Source organism: Pseudomonas sp. A25(2017) (assembly GCF_002001065.1).
Taxonomy (GTDB): Bacteria; Pseudomonadota; Gammaproteobacteria; order Pseudomonadales; family Pseudomonadaceae; genus Aquipseudomonas; species Aquipseudomonas kilonensis.
The window spans coordinates 1-20,183 of sequence record NZ_MUOA01000129.1; the positions used below are offsets into that span (position 1 = coordinate 1).

Genomic DNA, 20,183 nt, shown 5'->3' on the forward strand with positions numbered 1-20,183 from the left:
CCACTTGGTGCCTCGCCTAGGCTCGGCATGCCTGAACGAAGGCATTGCTCCGCGGGCCGCCGCGAAGGGCCATCCATGGCCCAGCGCGGCTACCTCGGCATCCATGCCGAGGTGCCCACTGCGCAATACCTTCGTTCAGCCAGCGTGGTTAACGGGGCGCCCGAGATCAACGTCCACCGCGAGGCGGCCTTATAGCCGACCTGGTTCTTGGTGGGACCGCGTTTTTCCTGTGGGAGCGGGCTTGCTCGCGAAGGCGGAGGGTCAGTTTGCGGTGATGTTGGATGTGCCGGCGTCATCGCGAGCAAGCTCGCTCCCACAGGGGGGGCTAGGTTCACATGAAGTTTGTATTTCGCTGAAGATCCAGTGTGGGAGCGAGCTTGCTCGCGATAGCGGTGGCTCAGCCACATAGATGCCGGCATGAGCCCCGCTCTTGCTGTCGCTGTTGCTGTTGCTGTTGCTGTTGCTGTTGCTGTTGCTGTTGCTGTTGCTTTGGATCTTGATCTGGACGCCCCGTTAAACCACGCTGGCCGAACGCAGGCATTGTGGAGTGGGCATCCCGGCATGGATGCCGGGATAGCCGCGCTGGGCCATGGATGGCCCTTCGCGGCGGGCCCACGGAGCAATGCCGGAGTGAGGGCACACCGAGCCTAGGCGAGGTGCCGAGTGGTGGGGCAAAGCGCTTTTGGTTACTTTTGGCTGGTCCGGCTCCCGGCTCTTCCAAAAGTGACCCGCTGTAAGAGCGGAACCATAAGCCGCCGTTACCGCAGAAACGGATATACACACCAACCCACGGCAATCTCTAGACCTTCAGGTCACCCAGCGGATCATAAGGCTTGGGCTTGCGCTCATCCTCCTTCTTGTCCAGAGGCGCCTTGGCCGGCCCTATCGGATCGACCTGAGGATCCTCAAGGTCCGGCGAATCCGGATCAAACCCCAGGTCATCACCACTGGAATGCTCTGACGAATGTGGCCCCGTAGGTGTTTTCGACTGTGCCATGCGTGCCTCCTCCAATCACGGTCGGAAAATGCCCAACCCTGACGATAAGAGCCTCAGGCCTCCCAGGTTGTGCCGGGCAAGTGACGAACGGGGTGAACGATCAATGCGCCGCTTCCAAGGTCTTGGTGGCCCGGGCCGCAGCTTGCTCCTGCCCGGCCCCAGCCAATTCGCCCGCCGCTTTGAGCCACCGCTGCGAGTCGACATTGGCCGGAAGCTGCGTAGGTCGCTGGACCAGCACCGCCCAGCCGCCCGCGCCGTTGAAGGCCGATTCAAAGGCACTGAAGCTCATCAACTGCCGCCGGTTCATGCCTGAGCGCAGCAATACCGTCTGTTTCTGACGGTTGTAGCCGGCGAGAATCCCATACCGAGGCTCGGCCCAGAACGCCGAACCGTCGGTATAGCGCACCAACACCGGATAGCCTGCCGCGACCTGCTCCAACAGCGCGGGCAGCTTGGCGTCGAGGGGATACACCAGCAACCCGTATTCGCGCGCCAGGGTTTGCATATTCTGCTGTAAACCGGCTTCGCCACCCGGCAGGTGCAACGGTTTCTCCAGCAGCCCCGGGGTGATCACCGTGCCTTGCAACGTCAGCAGGGCCGCCAGGGACTGCGGGGCGCCCTGGTACATTTCGCCGCGAAAGAACGGCACGCTGTTGAGCTCCACCCGTTCGGGCAGGCGCTGGATCTGTGGCGAAACACTGCCCGCACACCCCACCAGGGCGACGAGGCAGGACACCGCCAGTACCAGTGATCGAAAAGATGAAATGACCGGCGACATGATGACTCTCTTGTTCAGGTACCCGGCATCCGGGCCAGGCTTGGGTCGACGATCATAAGGTGCACACAGCCCTGGGTATAGCCATAACGGCAGTTTTACGAGCGCGATAGAACGAAGCGATCCGTGCCCAACCGCCACAGATCGACTACCTGCAACACTTGAGCGACTAGACTGTCCATGTATTAGGTGAGTGATCCCGGACCGGGGATAAAAGGAGGCACAGATGAGCCTGACCACGACAATTCTGATGCTGATATTCGGCTGGCTGAGCGTAGCCATGGCCATGCTGTGGGGCGTGCTTCGGATCACTCGACGCCATCATCACACGCTACCAGCGCCATCGGAAAAAGCCGCCAAACCTAGCCGGCGCCACGCCGCCGCACACTGACCTTTCGCTTTCAAACCCATAGCTCTCAAATCCAAAAAAAGCCACCCGGGCCTGGACCCGGGTGGCTTCTGTCTGCCTGGCATCAGGCGTTGTCAGCCAATGCCCTTTCCTTGGCCCGACGGGACAACATGTTCAACACTTCGATTGCCGCCGAGAACGCCATGGCCGCGTAGATATAGCCCTTGGGCACATGAGCACCGAAACCTTCGGCGATCAGCGTCATGCCGATCATGATCAGGAAGCCCAAGGCCAGCATCACCACTGTCGGGTTGTCATTGATGAACTTGGCCAGCGGTTCGGCCGCCAGCAGCATCACCAACACCGATACGACAACTGCGATGATCATGATCGGCAAATGCTCGGTCATGCCCACGGCCGTGATGATGCTGTCGATGGAGAACACCAGGTCCAACATCAGGATCTGACCGATTGCCGCGGCAAAGCCCAGGGTCACGCCGGACGTGGCCGACTTGGGATCATCCGGTGCTGGGTCCATGCTGTGGTGGATTTCAGTGGTCGCTTTCCACAGCAGGAACAGGCCGCCGGCGATCAGGATCATGTCTTTCCAGGAGAACGCCTGGCCCAGGATTTCGATGACTGGTTCGGTCAACTGCACAATAAAGGCAATGGTGCTCAACAAGCCCAGGCGCAGGATCAACGCCATGCCGATACCGATCCGCCGCGCCTTGGCACGATGCTGTTGGGGCAGCTTGTTGGTCAGAATCGAAATGAAGATCAGGTTATCGATGCCAAGCACGATTTCCATCACGACCAGAGTCGCCAGGGCGATCCACGCGGTGGGGCTGGCGGCGAGCTGTAAAAGATAATCCATGGGGCAGTCCTGACTGATGTGACGCGTTAGATGGTTTTAGTAGGGGTTTGGGTTTCGTCGGCTTCGTCCGCCGGCTCTTTCTTCGGGCTGATCAAGCCGCCAGTGGCTTCGCTGATCGCCTGCTCAGCGGCCTTGTGGGTGTCGTCGATGGCCTGCTTGGCGGTTTCTGCCGCCTGCCCCATCAGTTGCTGGGCACTTTTTTCAGCCTGTTCACAGCCCACCAGCGTCGTTGCGGACATCACCAACAGGGCTGCAAGCCCCAGGGATTTGTATGTCATGGAATAAATGCCTCTTGAGAGAATAGAAGGTGCGCGAAAGTGGCCCGCCAATGACCAGGCATTCTAGAGACGCGAATAGTTCAGGAAAATTCGTATTTTCAGCGGTTATACTTCGGTTTTTACGAACATCGGTGAATCCATGCTCAACTACCGACAATTGCATTACTTCTGGGTGGTGGCAAAAACCGGCAGCATCGTGCGAGCGTGCGAGCAGTTGAACCTGACCCCACAGACCATCAGCGGGCAGATTTCCCTGTTCGAGCAGACCTATAACCTCAAGCTGTTTCGCCGTGTCGGGCGACAATTGGAACTGACCGAGGCCGGCCGCCAGACCTTGCCCTACGCCGAACACATGTTTCAGCTGGGCGGCGAGCTGGAGCTGATGTTGCGGGCCCAGCCCAACGAGCAGCAAACCCTGTTTCGGGTCGGGGTGGCGGATGTGGTGCCCAAATCCATCGTCTATCGGCTGTTGGCGCCGACCATGGAGTTGAACGAGCCGCTGCGCATCACCTGTCGCGAGGACAAGCTCGAACGGCTGCTGGCGGACCTGGCGATCCAGCGTCTGGACCTGGTGATTTCCGACAGCCCGATGCCGACTCACCTGGACATCAAGGGCTACAGCCAGAAGCTGGGGGAATGCGGGATCAGCTTTTTCGCCACCGCCGCGCTGGCCGAACGCTACGGGCAGGATTTCCCTCATGGCCTGCATGACGCTCCGTTGCTGATTCCCGGGCCGGAAACCGTGGTGCGCAGCCGCTTGCAGCGCTGGTTCGCCGAGCAACAGATCCAGCCGCGCATCGTCGGCGAGTTCGACGACAGCGCATTGATGCAGGCCTTCGGCCAATCAGGCAGCGGGATTTTCATCGGCCCGAGCGTGATCGCCGAAGAGGTCAAGCGCCAGTACGGCGTAGAAGTGATCGGCCAGACCGATGCGGTGAGCGAATCCTTCTACGCCATTTCCGTGGAGCGCAAGGTCAGCCATCCCGGCATCGTCGCGATTGCCGAAGGCGCCCGTCGCGAGTTGTTCAGCGCTTAGCTATCCATGCAGGTGGCGCGGGGCTTGAAGGTCATCAGCAGCAACGCCAGCAGGATCGATACGAAGATGAACCCGGCCGCCGCAAACCCGACACTGCCCAAGCCCAGGGTATCGATGACCCGGCCACCGACCATCGCCCCCAGGCCAATCCCCAGGTTGGCCCCGGCGATGTTCAACGAGGCGGCAAAGGCCGGGGCCTGCGGGGCCGCCTTCATCAGCCGCACATGGCTGACCAGGAACAAGGCCGCCTGGGTCACGCCCCAGATGCCCATCGCCGCCGCCAGCGCGAGGGGCGAATGAATGCTCGGCACCAACGCCACCATGCCGCCGATCAGGAACAGGCAGAAGACCATCGATGCGATCAACGGATGCCGGTCCACCGCCCGACCACCCAGGGAATTGCCCAGCAGCCCAACGGCGCCAAAGCCCATCAGGCACCAGCCCACCAGGGTGCCATCGAATCCGGCAAGGCGCTCAAGGATATCTGCCAGATAGGTGTAGGCAGTGAACATGCCGCTGAACACCAGGATCGACAACAGCACATGCCCTTGCATCAACGGGCTGCGCAGGATCTTGAATTGCGAACGAAAACTCACCTGATGCTGGTGCAGGTTGGTTTTCGGCAAGTAAATAAACAGCAGCAAGGCCTTGGCAAAGGCAATGACCGCCAGGATCGCGAATGCGCTGCGCCAGCCAAACGCATCGGAAATCAACGTGCCCACAGGAATGCCGAACACCGTGGCACAGACGATGCCAAAGCCGATTCGGGCGATGGCCCGCCCGGCCAACTGTGGCCCGACAATGTCCACCGCCGTTTCACTGGCCAGCGCCCAGAACACCGGCAGGCCCAGGGCCGGGATCAACCGGGCAACGGCCATCACCCAGATGTTGGGGGCGACTGCGGCGAGCATGTTGGCCAGACCGAACATCACCAGCACGCTGATAAACAACTTGCGCCGCTCGAAGCGGGCGAACCAGGCCGTCAGGAATGGCCCGAACGCCGCCACCGTAAACGCGAACAACGTCACCAGCAGCCCGGCCTGGGGGATGGTGACCTGCAAGTCGCGGGCGATAGAGGGTAACAGGCCAACGATGACGAATTCCGTGGTCAGCACCGTAAAACCGGCAGCCGACAACAGGAAAATGGGTAACAACATGCAGAACTCCAGCGAAACGACGACACCAGCGTCAGCCCATGGGCTCGCTGGCGGGTATAGAAAGGTGATGAAGGCAAAGCCTAACAGAATGCGTCCACCAGACAAAACGCGCTTGAACACCCGAGTGACGGATCGTCACAGGTCCGTCAGATTTTTCATCGGGCTGTGATAAAGTCCGCGGCCTGCAAACGCCGTACTTTCTCACGGTCCGCTCATGTGGCCTGCCCGCTTGTTGCCCTGACGCGTCGACCGTCGCACACAATAAAATCAGAGATGCCGCTATGACAGCTTCGTCCGTTACCCCTATGCAACGCCTCAAACGCACCAGCCTGGTGACGCAAATCATCATCGGTCTGATCGCCGGTATTGTCCTGGCATGGCTGGCGCCCGACGTGGCGAAGTCCACCGCATTCATCGGCAAGGTCTTCGTGTCCGCGCTCAAGGCCGTGGCGCCGATCCTGGTGTTCGTGCTGGTCATGGCATCGATTGCCAACCACAAGCATGGCCAGGAAACCCATATCCGGCCGATTCTGTTCCTCTACCTGCTGGGCACTTTCGCCGCAGCGGTGGTCGCGGTGGTTGCCAGTACGCTGTTTCCCTCCAGCCTCGTGCTGTCGACCCAAGACGTCGCAGTCACGGCGCCCGGTGGGATCAGCGAGGTGCTGCAAAGCCTGCTGCTGAGTGTGGTGGATAACCCGGTCCGGGCGCTGATGGACGGTAACTTCATCGGCATCCTGGCCTGGGCCATCGGCATGGGCATCGCCATTCGTCATGCTGGCCAGACCACCCGCACCGTGCTCGAAGACCTGTCCAACGGCGTGACCGTGATCGTGCGCCTGGTGATCCGCTTCGCCCCACTGGGGATCTTCGGCCTGGTGGCCTCGACCCTGGCGACCTCCGGTTTCGGCGCCCTGCTCGGCTACCTGCACCTGCTCACCGTACTGATCGGCTGCATGCTGTTCGTGGCGTTGGTGGTCAACCCGCTCATCGTGTTCTGGAAACTGCGTCGCAACCCCTACCCGCTGGTGTTCACCTGCCTGCGCGAGAGCGGTATCACGGCGTTTTTCACACGCAGCTCGGCGGCGAATATTCCGGTGAACCTGGAACTGAGCAAACGCCTGGGCCTGCACGAAGACACCTATTCGGTGTCGATCCCACTGGGCGCGACCATCAACATGGCGGGCGCTGCCATTACCATCACCGTACTGACCCTGGCGGCCGTGCATACCCTGGGTATCGCGGTGGATATACCAACGGCGGTGCTGCTGAGCGTTGTCGCGGCCATTTGCGCCTGCGGCGCATCTGGAGTGGCCGGCGGTTCGCTGTTGCTGATTCCCCTGGCGTGCAGCCTGTTTGGCATTCCCAGCGAAATCGCCATGCAAGTGGTTGCGGTGGGCTTCATCATCGGTGTCCTGCAGGACTCGGCGGAGACGGCGTTGAACTCGTCGACGGATGTGCTGTTCACAGCGGCGGCGTGCCTGGGCGAGGAAGAGAAGCTCGCGCGTACGGCGTAATCAGGGAAAGAACTGAATCTTGCGATGTCGGTGCCGCCCTCATCGCGAGCAGGCTCGCTCCCACAGTGGATCTGTATCTGCCGCAAAACCTTGTGGGAGCGAGCCTGCTCGCGATAGCGCCAGATCGCTCACCGCTAATTAGCATGCTTAACCACCTAGACTGCAGCCACAAAAAAGCCCGGGAACGGCCAACACCGTCCCGGGCTTTTTCATGCCTGCGGGGTTAGAACGCGCCCATGTAGTCGCGCTTGCCCACTTCCACGCCATTGTGGCGCAGCAAGGCGTAGGTGGTGGTGACGTGGAAGAAGAACTGCGGCAGGCCGTAGGTCAGCAGGTAGTTCTGGCCGCTGAAGCGCTTTTCCTTCGGCGTGCCCGGACGGGTGACGATTTCGATGCCTTCCTTGCCATCGATCTGCTCAGGCTTGATGCCGTCGATAAAGGCCAGGACCTTGGCGATCAAGGCTTGCAGCTCGGCGAAGGTGGTCTCGCTGTCCTCATACTTCGGCACTTCGATCTCGGCCAGGCGTGCAGACACACCTTTGGCGAAGTCCACCGCGATCTGCACCTGGCGCACCAACGGGAACATGTCCGGGTACAGACGGGCTTGCAGGAAGGCGTTCGGGTCGATGTTCTTCGCGGTGGCGTGGGCTTCGGCCTTGTTCAGAACGTCGCTCAACGCGTTGAGCATCTGCTTGAAAACCGGGACGGAAGCGGCGTACAGGGAAATAGTCATGGCAATCTCATGCAGGTGGCAGGAAAGAATGAATCAAACGGCTGCGATTATAGCCACGGCTTGTTGCACGGCTTGTCTTTTATTGCGCAAGGATTAGGCTAGGCGGCTTCCACAGCATAGGGAACGCGCGATGAGCATCGAAGAACAACAGCAGGCTGAAGAACCGCGGCTCAATAGCACGGAAATCCGCATCCTCGGCGCGCTGGTCGAGAAACAGGCCACCAACCCCGAGACCTACCCGCTGACCCTCAACGCCCTGGTACTGGCCTGCAACCAGAAAACCAGCCGCGAACCGGTGATGAACCTCAACCCCGGCCAGGTCGGCCAGAGCCTGCGGGCACTGGAAGGTCGCGGCTTTACCAAACTGGTGATGGGCAGCCGCGCCGACCGCTGGGAGCATAGGGTCGACAAAGCCCTGGAGCTGGTGCCGGCCCAGGTGATCCTGATGGGCCTGCTGTTCCTGCGTGGCCCGCAAACCGTCAATGAGCTACTGACCCGCAGCGGACGGATGCATGACTTCGAAGACGCCGAACAAGTCGTGCACCAGCTTGAACGCCTGATCGCCCGGGGGCTGGCGCTGCTGGTGCCACGCCAGGCCGGCCAGCGCGAAGACCGCTATGTGCATGCCATGGGCGATCCGGCGGACATCGAGGCCATTCTCGCCGCCCGCCAGCACCCGGTAGAGCGCGGCGCCGGCGGTGGTGTCTCGCTGGAGCGCATCGAAGAACTCGAAGCCCGGATCGCGGCCCTGGAAGAACGCCTGTCGCGGCTGGAATAGCAGCGCCTACGCCGATCGGGCGAAGGCCACGGCTTTTTCAAATTGCTCCAGGTTGGGCCGCACGCCGGTATATAGAACGAACTGCTCCAGGGCCTGGATCGCAATGACTTCCAGCCCGGTGATGACCCGCTTGCCTTCGGCCCGGGCGCGCACGATCAGTGGCGTTTCCGACGGGATCGCCACGACATCGAACACAGTCTCAGCCGCAGCGATGGTCTCGGGCTCAAACGCCAACTGGTCGGCCTCCGGGCCGCCGGTCATGCCGATCGGCGTGACGTTGATCAGCATCTGTGGCCGCCGGGTGCCCAGGTCAGCTTGCCATTCATAACCCAGGGACTCGGCCAGGGCTCGCCCGGCGGCTTCATTGCGGGCAACGATCAGCCCGTTCTTGTAGCCCCCATCGCGCAAGGCACTGGCCACAGCCTTGGCCATGCCGCCGCTGCCACGCAAGGCAAAGGTCGAGTCCTTGGGCACCGCGTGGCTTTGCAACAACTGGGCGATGGCGATGTAGTCAGTGTTGTAGGCCTTCAGATGGCCGTTGGTATTGACGATGGTGTTGATGGACTGGATCGCCGCGGCAGAAGGATCCAGCTCGTCCACCAGGGCTATGCAGGCTTCCTTGAACGGCATCGACACGCCGCATCCACGAATCCCCAGGGCACGGATACCGCCCACAGCTCCAGGCAAATCCTGGCTGCTGAACGCCTTGTAATAGAAATTCAGGCCCAATTGTTCATACAGGTGATTATGAAAGCGCAGGCCGAAATTTCCGGGACGCCCCGATAGCGACATGCACAGTTGGGTGTCTTTGTTGGGATTGATCTGCATGCGTGTCTCCTTGCAATTCACTTTCGGACAGACGGAATCACCGCTGCGAAAGGTTTTATTCGATGATGATACCGCCAGCCCCAACCCGGTCTCAGGCCCCTGGATGACGCGGCGCGGTAAAGAAAAGCGCTACAGACCTTACACAATATTTACCCAACGGCGTCGCAAATCCCGAGAAAATCGCTGTCATAGCAAGTATCCCCGCGACTCTCATCGGGTCTGTTGCAGACTACAGGCGTCGGGGCCGAAACGAGGAACAGCCATGAATCGTAAACTTCCCATCATCGCCCTGCTCCTGGGGGCACTCGCGGTCACCGGCCAGGCATCCGCCCACGGTCGTGGTGGTTGGGAGGGGCCCGCAGTGTTTGGCGCCATCGTCGGTTCGGCCATCGTTGGCTCGGCCCTCATCAACCGTGACCGGCCGGTGTATGTGCAGCAACCGGTCTATGTCCAGCCACAGCCGGTCTACTACCAGGCTCCACCACCGGTCTACTACCAGCCGCAGCCGGTGTATGTAGAGCGACCGATCTACTATCGCCCAGCGCCGGTGTATTACGGGCCACCACGGGGCTACTACTATGGCCCGCCTCGTGGTCATTACGGTCGCTGGTAATCAGCCTTCCGGGTGGCACAAAAAAGCCTGTGATCAATGATCACAGGCTTTTTCATATTCGCTGGTTAACCGCTCCCACTGTGTAGGAGCTGTCGAGTGCAACGAGGCTGCGATCTTTCCCCAGACACTTGAATCTCAAGCGAAAGATCAAAAGATCGCAGGCTTCGCCAGCTCCTACAAAGCCCAGCGGGAGCAAGCTCCCTCGCCACAGGGATTTGTCAGACGTGCTCACTGCTTTTCAGTCGGATCGGCGCATGCTCCGCCGCCCCGTGAACAGTCTCCGCCACCACGGGAATCTCGTTGCCATCGCAGTCGTGCAGCTTGCCATCGCTGAAGTAATCACCTTCACGGAGCGCCGCCAGGTCCTGATAGCGCAACACTCGCTCGGTGCCGGCGGCGAAAACCGATTGCTGGTCGGAGTTACCCGCAGTGAAGTGGTTGAACGCCAGGTTGAGCGCGATCGCCATGATTGCCGAAGAACTGATACCCGAATGGAAAATGGTCGCGAACCAGTTCGGGAAATGGTCATAGAAGTTCGGTGCGGCGATGGGAATCATGCCAAAACCAATGGAGGTGGCGACGATGATCAGGTTGACGTTGTTGCGGTAGTCGACTTTGGACAGCGTGCGGATGCCACTGGCAGCCACCGTGCCGAACAGCACGATACCGGCACCGCCCAGTACCGAGGTCGGCACCGCCGCGATCACCCGGCCCATGAACGGTAGCAGGCCGAGCACCACCAGGAACACCCCGCCGGTCGCCACCACGAAACGGCTCTTGATCCCGGTCACCGCCACCAGCCCGACGTTCTGGGCAAAGGCACTCTGGGTGAAGGAGCCAAAGATCGGCGCGATCATGCTCGACAGCATGTCAGCCCGCAAGCCGTTGCCCAGGCGCCTGGAGTCGACTTTGGTGTCGATGATCTCGCCCACGGCCAGGATGTCGGCGGAGGTTTCCACCAGGGTCACCATGATCACGATGCACATCGACAGGATCGCGGCGATGTGGAAAGTCGGCATGCCGAAATGGAACGGTGTCGGGAAGCCAAACATCGGGCCTTGGCTGACCGATGAAAAGTCCGCCATGCCGAGGAACACGGCGATGACGGTACCAATGACCATCGCCAGCAGAATCGACAACCGCGAGATGGTTGCGCTGCCCATTTTGCTCAGCAATAGCACCAGCACCAGGGTCACCGCGGCCAGGCCGATGTTGGCCATGCTGCCGAAATCAGCGGCGTGGCTGTTGCCCCCCATCGCCCAACGCGCCGCTACCGGCATCAGGGTCAGGCCGATGGTGGTGATCACGATGCCGGTGACCAGTGGCGGAAAGAACCGGGTGATGCGCGAAAACACCGGGGTAATCAGCAGACCAATCAGGGACGCGGCGATCACCGCGCCAAGGATGGCTTGAAAGCCGCCTTCCCCGCCGCTGCCGACAATCGCCACCATGGTCGCCACGCCCGAGAACGATACGCCCTGCACCAAGGGCAGTTGGCAGCCGAAAAACGGCAGGCCGAGGGTTTGCAGCAACGTTGCCAAGCCCCCCGCGAACAATGACGCGGCAATCAACAAGCCGATGTCCGCGGGTGAGAGCCCGGCCGCCTGGCCGATGATCAACGGCACGGCGACGATGCCACCGTACATGGTCAACACATGTTGCAGGCCGTAAGCCATATTCGCGCCGACGCCAAGGTTTTCGTCCTCGGGCCGTGGGAGTGAAACATGGGGCGTTTTCATGGTTCGGGGATTCCCTGTTTTTTGTTATGGGCACACTGTATTCAAAACTCAGGACAAATGTCCATAGAGTTGTATACAACTTGTTGCCATACACAGGAACAGAATCCCCCGGCCAACAGCCTTTTTTATGGCTGAAGCAACCCCACGATCGCCGGCCGCAACAGCTCGCGCGGCGGTACGCGCAGGCCAAACTCTTGTTCGAGCAAGTCGATCAACTCATCGGCATCGGTGATCAACCGGCGTTCGCTCTCCTGCCCTATCCGGTGCACCGCATAGCTGTTGCCGTTCAGGGTCTTGCGCAACCCGTCACCGGTGCGTGCAACCATCAACCGGCCCATGAACGGGGATTCCGGGTGGCTGCTGACGTACCAATTACCGAGGGTGTAGTCGATGTCTTCCTGGCGTTGCAGATCGAACAGGTACATTGGCCGCCATTCGTCGGCGACGTTGGCGCGCAGCAGGTAACCGTCCGCATGGGTGTCGATGCGGTACGGCTCATGGGGCGTGACTTGTGCTTCACGGCTGTCCAGCAGCAACGGCGCAGTGGGCACCATGCCACCAAAGCCGACGTCGGTGATGTAGCGCACGCCGTCGAACGTCACCAGGCTCAACCGGTGGGTGCGGGCCGCCCAGGTGCCTTCAGGTGCATTCATCACCACGCGGCCGGTGATGCCGCAGGCATCGAAACCCAGCTCCAGCAACAACGCCAGGAACAATTGGTTGAGTTCATAGCAATAGCCGCCGCGTCCTTGCTCGAACACTTTTCGTTCGACCGATTCAAGGTCGATGGGCACGGGTTGACGCAGCAACGTCGACAGGGTTTCAAAGGGGAATTCGGCAGTATGGCGCCCTTGCAGTTGACGCAACGTGTCGAGGGTCGGCGCTGGAGGGGCATCGAAACCCAGGCGCCGCAGATAGCGAGCCGTATCGCTCAGATGGGGATGACTCATGAGGGGTGTCCTTTTCCGGGGTCGGCGCAGCGCTCACGACAAGCGCACTGTTATTGGGCGCCAGGTATAAGGCATTCCCCTCACCGAGACAACAATCGACCGGGATGCCTCGCCCGGTCACCGCCGCTTGCGTGAAGCCAGGCGGATCCAGGTAGCGCAACGAATCGGTCCAGGACGCCTGCCCATGCCAGATCGCCCCGTACCCGACCGACTCCAGCTCCGCCGCCGGGAAATCCTTGTCCACGGCCTTGAGTTCCTGCAAACAGGCAATGTCAGGTTTTTCCCGCTCCAGCCATTCCAGCAGGTTGGGCAGCCGGGCCCGGATGCCATTGATGTTGAAGGTCGCGATCCGAAGGTTTTTCATAGCGCCAGAACTCGAAATGCCAAGTCACCGTTGTGACCGACAACCGGACGTAGAGGTTGCAACAGGTCTTCAGGAAGCCGTTTTCGGCAAGGGCTGGCCTTTCTCCAACAAGTGCGCAAAGGCTTGCTTGTCGATCGGCCGGCTGAGTAAATAACCCTGTACTTCATGGCATTGGTCCGTGCCCAATGAACCGAGCTGGGCCAGGGTTTCCACGCCCTCGGCAGTCACCGTCAGCCCCATGGCCTTGCCCAGGTTGATGATTGCCTGCACCACGGCGCGGTCGTTGCTGCTGTTGCTCATGGAAGCAATGAAACGCCTGTCGATCTTGATGCCATCAAATGGATAGGTGCGCAGATAACCGAGGGACGAATAGCCGGTACCGAAATCGTCCATGTTCAAGCGCACGCCCAGTTCCTTCAGGGCATTCATGACCTGCAGAGCACCATCAACGTCGTTGAGCATCACGTTTTCAGTGATCTCCAGTTCCAGGCGACTCGCCGGGAAACGGGTTTCGATCAACACCTGTCGCACATCCTCCACCACATCGCTGCGCTCGAACTGCGCCGGTGACAGGTTGACCGAGACCATCAATTCTCCCGGCCAGGTCAGTGCGGTTTCGCAGGCCTCACGCAATACCCAACGCGAAAGCGGGACAATCAGGTCGGTTTGCTCGGCCAATGGAATAAACGCGTCGGGGGCCAACAAGCCTTGGGTTGGATGCTGCCAGCGAACCAACGCCTCGACCGCCACGATCTCTCGACCATCGACGGTGTAGCGCGGCTGGAAATGCAGGACGAATTCGTTGTTTTTCACGGCCTGGCGCAGGTCGCTTTCCAGTTGGCGACGATGCTGGATCTGATCGTTCATTTGCGAGGCGAAATAGCACCAGGTTTTCTTGCCCTCGGACTTGGCCTGGTACATGGCAATGTCGGCGCAGCGGATCAGTTCACCGGGCACATAACCCTGACGGTGGCTCAGGGCGATACCGATACTGGCGCTGATGTGCAACGAATGGGTTTCGTAGAAGATCGGTTGCTGCAGGCTGTCGATCAGCCGCCCACAGAATCGATCGATCTCAGTGGTATTGTCCATCCCGCCGAGCACCACCACGAATTCGTCGCCCCCCAGGCGCGCCACCAGGTCTTCTTCGCGGGTGCTGTCGCGCAGCCGCCGGGCCACTTCCAGCAACACCGCGTCGCCGGCCGGGTGGCCGAGGGAGTCGTTGATCGGCTTGAAATTGTCCAGGTCCACCATCAGCAACGTCAGGGGGGCGGAATGCTCCTTGGCCACCAGCGCATCATCCAGGTGTCGCGCCAGCTTGTTGCGGTTCGGCAGGCCGGTCAGCGCATCGTGCATCGACAGGTGCTGAACCTGGGCATGGGCGGCCACCTCATCGGTGATGTCGCTGGCGGTGCCGCGATAACCCACCACCTCGGCCTTGTTGTAGATCGGGCGTGCCGACACCCGACAGAAGCGCAGTTGCCCGGAATAATCACGGTAGGAGCAGCGCAAGCTGTTGGTGTTCTGCTCCTCCGTCAACTTGATCAACCAGAGGGCAATCGGCGTAGTGTCGCAATACAGCAGTTGCTCGAGCTGCTGCCCCAGCCATTGCTGGTCGGAAAACCCGGTGACCGTATTGAAACGCCCCGACAGATAAGTGATGTGCTGCTGCCCGTCGATTTCCCAGATCCAGTCGGAAGCGGCTTCGGCCACGGCCCGAAAGCGCTCCTCGCTGGCCTCAAGGGCGTGCGCCGACCGTTCCAGGCTGTCGTAACTGGCGTCCACATGCCGTGCCGTGCGCAATGCATAGCGAAAAAAGTAAGCGGTCAGCAGGGCCAGGATCAGCAGCGCCCCACCCAGCGGCGGCACCAGGGACCAGAGCAATTGCAGGCCCGGGCGCTCCAGTCGGGACACCAGGCTGTAGCCGGTACCGTCCAGCGACACGGCCGGCTGGCCGGGCTTGAGCTCGGTGTCTTTCTTGAGCTTCAAATCGGTGAGGCCATAACTCTTGCCCAGTTTGCGCAACTTGACGGGCGTCAGTTGGTCGACGAACAGCAGGACCGAGGTGCTTTGGGCCTCGACCTGGGACCGTTCGTCATTGGGCGTAATCACCGATGCGTTGACGATAGCCGGCCAGCCCTCGAACAATGTGTAGCGGACCATGGGTATCGTCAGGTCGGGCTGCGCCTGGAGCTGGTCCATCAGGTCCGTCAGCGGCGCGTCCATATAAACCGCGGTATCCGCTTGGACATTGAGCCCGCGTACCACGGCATATTTGGTGCGTAGCCGATCAATGACAAACAACCCCTCGTATTCATCATTGGTGAACAGGGTCTTGCCCATGTTCTGTTCGGCGTAGGCCCATTGCACATCGACTTCACCGTTGAGGTGGTCATAGGCCGTGGTCCAATAGGCATAGCTGGTGATGTAGTTTTTCGAGGCGGTGATGCGATTCTCGAGGGCGCGCTCGGTATAGAAATGCGTCTTGCGCAAATCCTCCGCGTCGAGCTTGTGCGCAATGTTGAACAGCGCGGCAATCGCCACCAGGACGCCCAGGACAAACAGCCCCCCGACCGCCACGACCAGGCGATGGGTAATCGGTGTGTGACGCGCGGTGCCTGAAGGGGTATCGGCAGTGGAATCCATTGACCTACTCCTGTCCTTTCAACGCTGGCTTCGCTATCGAGAACGGAGAGGACCGAGCCAGTCGTCTACCCAACCTTAGCACCCACTGCCTGATCAGTTGGCGAGCCCACGGTTTTTTGCGAAAGAGACTACACACCGCTTGAAGTTCGCCAGCGCAATGCCTCAATAGTGGACCGGGGCAGACTGCCGATGATTCCACCCGACCTCAACGATCCGAACGCGCCAGCGTATCGAGCCCGTCGTCGGTCGATAACACCGCCACACGGTTGCGGCCGCTGTGCTTGGCCTGGTAAAGCGCCGCATCGGCCCGCTGGATGAAGACTTCGATGCTGTCCTGGCCGCTGGGCACAAAGGCATAGCAGCCCAGGCTCACCGTGAGGTAACCGGTCGGAGACCCGGAATGGGTGATGTGCTTGTCGATGACGCTGCGGCGGATCTGCTCGGCCAACGCCATGGCCCCCGACAGATTGGTGTCGGGCAACAGGACCGCGAACTCTTCGCCACCATAACGCACCGCCAGATCGGCCTTGCGATGGCAGCAGCTCTTGAGCACCTTGGCCACTTCCGCCAGGCAATGATCCCCGGCCACGTGCCCATAGGCGTCGTTGTAGCGCTTGAAGAAATCGATATCGAGCATGATCAGGCTCAAGGGGCTGCGCTGACGGGCGCCCCGGCCGAACTCGATGTCCAGGGCCCGTTCGAACAGGCGCCGGTTCGCCAGCCCGGTGAGGCTGTCATGGGTGGCAATCAGCTCCAACGCCTCCTGAGCCTGGCGCAAGTCCGCCTCGATCCGTTCGCTGTTACGGACCTGGCGCACGAATACCCAGCCGAACAAGCAAATGCCCAACACCACCAGGCCCACGATGAGGCTGGATTGGAAAGCCCGGTCATGCCAGCCCGCCAGGATCGCGCCTTCGGACATCGCGGCGGTGACCACCAGCGGATAAGCCTGCAGATGTTGGTGCCCATACAGCCTGACGACACCATCGATGGTCGAACGGATGAGTGCATCGCCAGACATCCCTCCCGCCAGGGCATGGTTGTAAATATTCTCCTGGGCCAGTGGGTGACCGATCCCCCCCTCATCGAAGGGACGACGAGCCAAGAGCGTCCCGTCAGACAAAGCCAGGGCCATCTCGCCTTGATCATCCAGATTGAAGCTTTTGAAGAATCGATCGAAGTACGACATTTTGATGCCGGCCATCAACACGCCTTGGAAGTTGCCATCCTGATCATTCAAGCGCCGGGAAACCGGAATGATCCAGCCGCCGTTTTGCCGGCTGCGGATTGCCGGGCCGATATGGGCGATCAGGGAGGCATTCTGTTGATGGAAAACGAAGTACTCTCGATCCGCCACCCCAGCACCCCGGTGCAGGTTTTCAAAGGAGGTCACCACCCAGTGGCCGTGCTTGTCGAACAGGAACAGGCCATGCAATTGCTCAAGCGATTGCACACGTCGGGCAAAGGTTTGCTGCAAGCGTGGCTGTACGGCGGGACCGTAGCCGTCTACTTGGATCCAATCTGCCAGGCTGGCCAATACCAGATCAGCCTGGAGGAAGGTGTCCTGCGCCTGCTGGGCCATGGCCCGGCTAAGGGTCGCCGAAGCGACGCGGGCCGACTCCAGGTCGTGGCTGCGCGACTGCTCCAGTTGCAGATAAAGCAAACCGCACAGGCACAGGCATACCGCCGCGATAAACGAAACCGCTGCTTTGAGCAACGGCAGGCGCTTCAAGGCACCGCCAGGGACATGGAAAGGATCGAGAATGGAGATAGGCAAGCGAATTCCTGAAGAGGGCAAAACATGAGCGAATTCGCTCAAAGCCCTCAATATTCGTGAGCTTAGCCTACCGCTTGTGAGGCGGCAATTTGCCTGTGCAGCAGAGCCGATGGGTGGCTTGAGTGGATCCAAAAACTCGCCCTGGAGCCAACAAAAATACCCGTTTCAGAACGAAGAAATTCCCCGTGTAGGAGCTGCCGAAGGCTGCGATCTTTTGATTTTGATCTTTCGCTTGGGATTCAAGTGTATTGGGAAAGATCGCAGCCTCGTTGCACTCGACAGCTCCTACACAGCTCCTACAGCGCAGCCGAGCGGGAGCAAGCTCCCTCGCCACGGGTGTACGGATCGGAGACAGGGGTCAATGGGTCTTGGCTCTCACCGTACCGGCGGCACCCGGATCTCCCCGGCCCGGCATTGTGTCCTGACACCCCTGCCACACGCGGCGAACGCCAGGTCCTTGTCCATGCACACCCGCACTTCCGACAGTTGCGGCCCGCTGCAAATCACCGCAATGCCGTCGGGCGCAATGCCTGGATTGCTTTGGCGGAACAGCCGGATGATTTCATCAGCAGCGAAGTAATACGAGGAATTGAATGCCTGCAACTGCGGTGGGATTTTCACCGCGCCCAAGGCTTTGTCGGCAACCTCCAGGTAGCCCATGGCGCCCAGGCCACTGCAAGTGCCGTGCTTGGACCATTCATGCGCCATCAACTTTCGGGTGGGAAACAAGGTCAGGCCCTTCTGCTGCTCCGCCGCCGTCAACGGCACCTGAGGCGCACAGGATTGCGGCCAGCCGCCCCGGGTGTATTGCGGCCAGAGGCCATGGAGCACAAAGCCGTAGCCTTTGCCGGAACACTGCGCATCCTTCTGGTGAGTCAGGCAGAACGTCGGCGACCAGGACAGCGCCAGCAAATAGTAATCGAACACTCCGGCCACGGATTGCGCCCGTGCATTGCCGGATTCGCGGGCATTGGCCGCGCCCATGGAACCCAGTGTCAGTACGATCAGCATGACAATGGCAAGACGTTGTTTCATTGACCCACTCCTTGGGGCGATTGTGCGAAAGCAGGATGATCGGGCGATGATTGTTCCAACCTTGTGTTTCAAATCTCTGAAGGGCTGTTTTTTACAAGCAATCCTTGCCGGGGGCTATCTAAATTGCGTAACGCCCCATAACGTAGATCGCCTTTGACTTTTACGTGCCCCGTCGCCCATGAGCAAACCGCCCCGAACCGATGATGAACAGCCCCTGACCCGACCCGACGCCGTCAGCCTGCGCGTGGCCTTCTGGTTCTGGCTCAAACTGGGATTCATCAGCTTCGGCGGCCCTGCGGGGCAGATCTCGATCATGCACCAGGAGTTGGTGGAGCGCCGACGCTGGATTTCCGAACGACGATTCCTGCATGCCCTTAACTACTGCATGTTGCTGCCGGGCCCCGAGGCCCAGCAACTGGCCACCTACCTGGGCTGGCTGATGCATCGAAGCTGGGGCGGGGTGATCGCCGGGGCACTGTTCGTGCTGCCTTCGTTGTTCATTCTCATCGCGTTGTCGTGGCTGTACGTCGCCTTTGGCGAAGTGCCGATAGTGGCGGGCATTTTCTATGGCATCAAGCCGGCCGTCACGGCAATCGTGGCGCATGCCGCCCACCGGATCGGCTCCCGCGCACTCAAGAACAACTGGCTGTGGGCGATCGCTGCGGCGTCGTTCACCGCGATATTTGCCTTTGATCTCCCCTTCCCACTGATCGTGCTGGGCGCGGCGGTCATCGGTTATTTCGGCGGCCGCTGGGCACCGGAAAAATTCAGCCTGGGCGGTCACGCTACCCAGCACCAATCCTTCGGCCCCGCCTTGATCGACGACGACACGCCGCCTCCGGACCACGTCCGATTCAGCGCCTTCAGGCTCGCCCGACTGGCGATCATCGGTGCCCTGTTGTGGGCGTTGCCTATGGGCCTGCTGACCGCGGTGTTCGGCTGGGAAGGCACGTTTACGCAAATGGCCTGGTTCTTTACCAAGGCCGCATTGTTGACCTTCGGCGGCGCCTATGCGGTGTTGCCCTACGTGTACCAGGGTGCCGTCGGACACTTCGGCTGGCTGACGCCGACACAAATGATCGACGGCCTGGCCCTGGGCGAAACCACGCCGGGGCCGCTGATCATGGTCGTGGCCTTCGTCGGTTTCGTCGGAGGCTACGTGATGCAGGTGTTCGGTCCCGAACAAGCCTTTCTCGCCGGGGCCGTCGCGGCCACGCTGGTGACCTGGTTCACGTTCCTGCCCTCGTTCCTGTTCATCCTGGCCGGCGGCCCGCTGGTGGAATCGACGCACAACGCGCTGAAATTCACCGCGCCGCTGACTGCGATTACCGCGGCGGTGGTCGGGGTGATTCTCAACCTGGCGTGCTTCTTCGGTTACCACGTACTCTGGCCCAACGGTTTTGCAGGTGCCCTGGACTGGCCGTCGGCAATCATCGCAATCGCGGCGGCCATTGCGCTGTTTCGCTACAAGCTGGGGGTAATCCAGGTATTGCTGGCGTGCGGGCTGGCTGGGCTGGCGGTGCACTTGCTGCGCTAGACGAGGCGTTTGCTCAGGTACGTCGCCGAAGCCGGGCACAAGGTTTTGAATTGGGCCGTCGCACCGATCGAAGCAGGCGCCAGCGAGCGGTCCCGCGCCTGATAGCCCTGGCCGGTAAAAAACGCGGCGGCGCTGTCAGTCAGCAGATGGAGCTGCTCTACACCCTCACGTTTCGCAAACGCCTCGATAGCGGCCAACACCGC

Annotated in this window: 18 protein-coding genes and 2 pseudogenes; 6 read left to right on the plus strand and 14 right to left on the minus strand. The window is 60.7% G+C overall.

Features of this window, described 5'->3' with window-relative positions; all coding sequences use genetic code 11:
* Nucleotides 1-799: 799 nt before the first annotated feature.
* Nucleotides 800-997 carry a DUF6021 family protein gene (locus tag B0E42_RS28580; protein ID WP_077508674.1) on the minus strand — a complete coding sequence of 66 codons (198 nt, stop codon included), beginning with the start codon at nucleotides 995-997 and terminating at the stop codon, nucleotides 800-802.
* A gap of 100 nt (nucleotides 998-1,097) precedes the next feature.
* Nucleotides 1,098-1,775, minus strand: coding sequence for a lipoprotein (locus tag B0E42_RS28585; RefSeq protein WP_018610053.1), 678 nt, complete (start codon nucleotides 1,773-1,775; stop codon nucleotides 1,098-1,100).
* Nucleotides 1,776-1,998: 223 nt separating this feature from the next.
* Here B0E42_RS28585 and B0E42_RS31260 point away from each other — a divergent pair, with 223 nt between their 5' ends.
* Nucleotides 1,999-2,163, plus strand: coding sequence for a hypothetical protein (locus B0E42_RS31260; protein ID WP_018610052.1), 165 nt, complete (start codon nucleotides 1,999-2,001; stop codon nucleotides 2,161-2,163).
* 82 nt (nucleotides 2,164-2,245) lie between these two features.
* On the opposite strand, the gene B0E42_RS28590 is transcribed toward B0E42_RS31260, so the two are convergent.
* Nucleotides 2,246-2,995 (minus strand): TerC family protein, encoded by a 750-nt coding sequence (locus B0E42_RS28590; RefSeq protein ID WP_014339310.1) that lies wholly within the window; start codon nucleotides 2,993-2,995, stop codon nucleotides 2,246-2,248.
* A gap of 26 nt (nucleotides 2,996-3,021) precedes the next feature.
* On the minus strand, nucleotides 3,022-3,273 hold the full coding sequence (locus tag B0E42_RS28595) for a hypothetical protein (protein WP_018610049.1): 252 nt from the start codon (nucleotides 3,271-3,273) through the stop codon (nucleotides 3,022-3,024).
* A gap of 139 nt (nucleotides 3,274-3,412) precedes the next feature.
* Between B0E42_RS28595 and nhaR the strand changes: the two genes are divergently transcribed.
* Nucleotides 3,413-4,309: a transcriptional activator NhaR gene (nhaR, locus tag B0E42_RS28600; RefSeq protein ID WP_014339312.1), complete on the plus strand. Its 897-nt coding sequence runs from the start codon at nucleotides 3,413-3,415 to the stop codon at nucleotides 4,307-4,309.
* Here nhaR and B0E42_RS28605 read toward each other — a convergent pair.
* Nucleotides 4,306-5,466 (minus strand): MFS transporter, encoded by a 1,161-nt coding sequence (locus B0E42_RS28605; protein WP_018610045.1) that lies wholly within the window; start codon nucleotides 5,464-5,466, stop codon nucleotides 4,306-4,308. The two genes, nhaR and B0E42_RS28605, sit on opposite strands and share 4 nt — an antisense overlap.
* Nucleotides 5,467-5,747: 281 nt before the next feature.
* Between B0E42_RS28605 and sstT the strand changes: the two genes are divergently transcribed.
* A complete protein-coding gene (gene sstT / locus B0E42_RS28610; protein ID WP_053178667.1) occupies nucleotides 5,748-6,980 on the plus strand; it encodes a serine/threonine transporter SstT in 1,233 nt (410 codons plus the stop codon).
* 223 nt (nucleotides 6,981-7,203) lie between these two features.
* On the opposite strand, the gene B0E42_RS28615 is transcribed toward sstT, so the two are convergent.
* On the minus strand, nucleotides 7,204-7,713 hold the full coding sequence (locus B0E42_RS28615) for a DUF1993 family protein (RefSeq protein WP_018610042.1): 510 nt from the start codon (nucleotides 7,711-7,713) through the stop codon (nucleotides 7,204-7,206).
* Nucleotides 7,714-7,843: 130 nt separating this feature from the next.
* On the opposite strand from B0E42_RS28615, the gene B0E42_RS28620 reads away from it, so the two are divergent.
* A complete protein-coding gene (locus tag B0E42_RS28620) occupies nucleotides 7,844-8,491 on the plus strand; it encodes a YceH family protein (protein WP_018610040.1) in 648 nt (215 codons plus the stop codon).
* 6 nt (nucleotides 8,492-8,497) lie between these two features.
* On the opposite strand, the gene B0E42_RS28625 is transcribed toward B0E42_RS28620, so the two are convergent.
* On the minus strand, nucleotides 8,498-9,319 hold the full coding sequence (locus tag B0E42_RS28625) for a shikimate 5-dehydrogenase (RefSeq protein ID WP_077508676.1): 822 nt from the start codon (nucleotides 9,317-9,319) through the stop codon (nucleotides 8,498-8,500).
* A 262-nt stretch (nucleotides 9,320-9,581) separates the two neighbouring features.
* On the opposite strand from B0E42_RS28625, the gene B0E42_RS28630 reads away from it, so the two are divergent.
* Nucleotides 9,582-9,932: a hypothetical protein gene (locus B0E42_RS28630; RefSeq protein ID WP_018610037.1), complete on the plus strand. Its 351-nt coding sequence runs from the start codon at nucleotides 9,582-9,584 to the stop codon at nucleotides 9,930-9,932.
* A gap of 218 nt (nucleotides 9,933-10,150) precedes the next feature.
* On the opposite strand, the gene B0E42_RS28635 is transcribed toward B0E42_RS28630, so the two are convergent.
* From B0E42_RS28635 to B0E42_RS28660, 6 genes and pseudogenes are all read right to left on the minus strand, one after another.
* Nucleotides 10,151-11,671, minus strand: coding sequence for a nucleobase:cation symporter-2 family protein (locus B0E42_RS28635; RefSeq protein ID WP_077508678.1), 1,521 nt, complete (start codon nucleotides 11,669-11,671; stop codon nucleotides 10,151-10,153).
* 125 nt (nucleotides 11,672-11,796) lie between these two features.
* Nucleotides 11,797-12,621, minus strand: coding sequence for an arylamine N-acetyltransferase (locus B0E42_RS28640; RefSeq protein WP_077508680.1), 825 nt, complete (start codon nucleotides 12,619-12,621; stop codon nucleotides 11,797-11,799).
* A gap of 169 nt (nucleotides 12,622-12,790) precedes the next feature.
* Nucleotides 12,791-12,985: pseudogene (locus B0E42_RS28645) on the minus strand (endonuclease/exonuclease/phosphatase family protein); the annotation flags it as partial.
* Between the two features lie 69 nt (nucleotides 12,986-13,054).
* Nucleotides 13,055-15,631, minus strand: a complete 2,577-nt coding sequence (locus B0E42_RS28650) for an EAL domain-containing protein (RefSeq protein ID WP_077508682.1) — start codon at nucleotides 15,629-15,631, stop codon at nucleotides 13,055-13,057.
* 205 nt (nucleotides 15,632-15,836) lie between these two features.
* Nucleotides 15,837-17,408, minus strand: a complete 1,572-nt coding sequence (locus B0E42_RS28655; protein WP_077508684.1) for a GGDEF domain-containing protein — start codon at nucleotides 17,406-17,408, stop codon at nucleotides 15,837-15,839.
* Between the two features lie 375 nt (nucleotides 17,409-17,783).
* The gene (locus tag B0E42_RS28660; protein WP_077508686.1) at nucleotides 17,784-18,443 is read right to left on the minus strand and encodes a ribonuclease T2; all 660 of its coding nucleotides are present in this window, start codon (nucleotides 18,441-18,443) and stop codon (nucleotides 17,784-17,786) included.
* Nucleotides 18,444-18,621: 178 nt separating this feature from the next.
* On the opposite strand from B0E42_RS28660, the gene chrA reads away from it, so the two are divergent.
* Nucleotides 18,622-19,980: a chromate efflux transporter gene (gene chrA / locus B0E42_RS28665; protein WP_077508688.1), complete on the plus strand. Its 1,359-nt coding sequence runs from the start codon at nucleotides 18,622-18,624 to the stop codon at nucleotides 19,978-19,980.
* Here the strand turns inward: chrA and B0E42_RS28670 are convergent.
* A pseudogene (locus B0E42_RS28670) lies at nucleotides 19,977-20,183 on the minus strand (tyrosine protein phosphatase); the annotation flags it as partial. The gene chrA and the pseudogene B0E42_RS28670 overlap by 4 nt on opposite strands.

Excerpts from the sequence above, each read along its gene's own strand:
- B0E42_RS28580 (WP_077508674.1), bottom strand. The coding sequence starts at position 997 with ATGGCACAGTCGAAAACACCTACGGGGCCACATTCGTCAGAGCATTCC.
- B0E42_RS28585 (WP_018610053.1), bottom strand. The coding sequence starts at position 1,775 with ATGTCGCCGGTCATTTCATCTTTTCGATCACTGGTACTGGCGGTGTCC.
- B0E42_RS31260 (WP_018610052.1), top strand. The coding sequence starts at position 1,999 with ATGAGCCTGACCACGACAATTCTGATGCTGATATTCGGCTGGCTGAGC.
- B0E42_RS28590 (WP_014339310.1), bottom strand. The coding sequence starts at position 2,995 with ATGGATTATCTTTTACAGCTCGCCGCCAGCCCCACCGCGTGGATCGCC.
- B0E42_RS28595 (WP_018610049.1), bottom strand. The coding sequence starts at position 3,273 with ATGACATACAAATCCCTGGGGCTTGCAGCCCTGTTGGTGATGTCCGCA.
- nhaR (WP_014339312.1), top strand. The coding sequence starts at position 3,413 with ATGCTCAACTACCGACAATTGCATTACTTCTGGGTGGTGGCAAAAACC.
- B0E42_RS28605 (WP_018610045.1), bottom strand. The coding sequence starts at position 5,466 with ATGTTGTTACCCATTTTCCTGTTGTCGGCTGCCGGTTTTACGGTGCTG.
- sstT (WP_053178667.1), top strand. The coding sequence starts at position 5,748 with ATGACAGCTTCGTCCGTTACCCCTATGCAACGCCTCAAACGCACCAGC.
- B0E42_RS28615 (WP_018610042.1), bottom strand. The coding sequence starts at position 7,713 with ATGACTATTTCCCTGTACGCCGCTTCCGTCCCGGTTTTCAAGCAGATG.
- B0E42_RS28620 (WP_018610040.1), top strand. The coding sequence starts at position 7,844 with ATGAGCATCGAAGAACAACAGCAGGCTGAAGAACCGCGGCTCAATAGC.
- B0E42_RS28625 (WP_077508676.1), bottom strand. The coding sequence starts at position 9,319 with ATGCAGATCAATCCCAACAAAGACACCCAACTGTGCATGTCGCTATCG.
- B0E42_RS28630 (WP_018610037.1), top strand. The coding sequence starts at position 9,582 with ATGAATCGTAAACTTCCCATCATCGCCCTGCTCCTGGGGGCACTCGCG.
- B0E42_RS28635 (WP_077508678.1), bottom strand. The coding sequence starts at position 11,671 with ATGAAAACGCCCCATGTTTCACTCCCACGGCCCGAGGACGAAAACCTT.
- B0E42_RS28640 (WP_077508680.1), bottom strand. The coding sequence starts at position 12,621 with ATGAGTCATCCCCATCTGAGCGATACGGCTCGCTATCTGCGGCGCCTG.
- B0E42_RS28650 (WP_077508682.1), bottom strand. The coding sequence starts at position 15,631 with ATGGATTCCACTGCCGATACCCCTTCAGGCACCGCGCGTCACACACCG.
- B0E42_RS28660 (WP_077508686.1), bottom strand. The coding sequence starts at position 18,443 with ATGAAACAACGTCTTGCCATTGTCATGCTGATCGTACTGACACTGGGT.
- chrA (WP_077508688.1), top strand. The coding sequence starts at position 18,622 with ATGAGCAAACCGCCCCGAACCGATGATGAACAGCCCCTGACCCGACCC.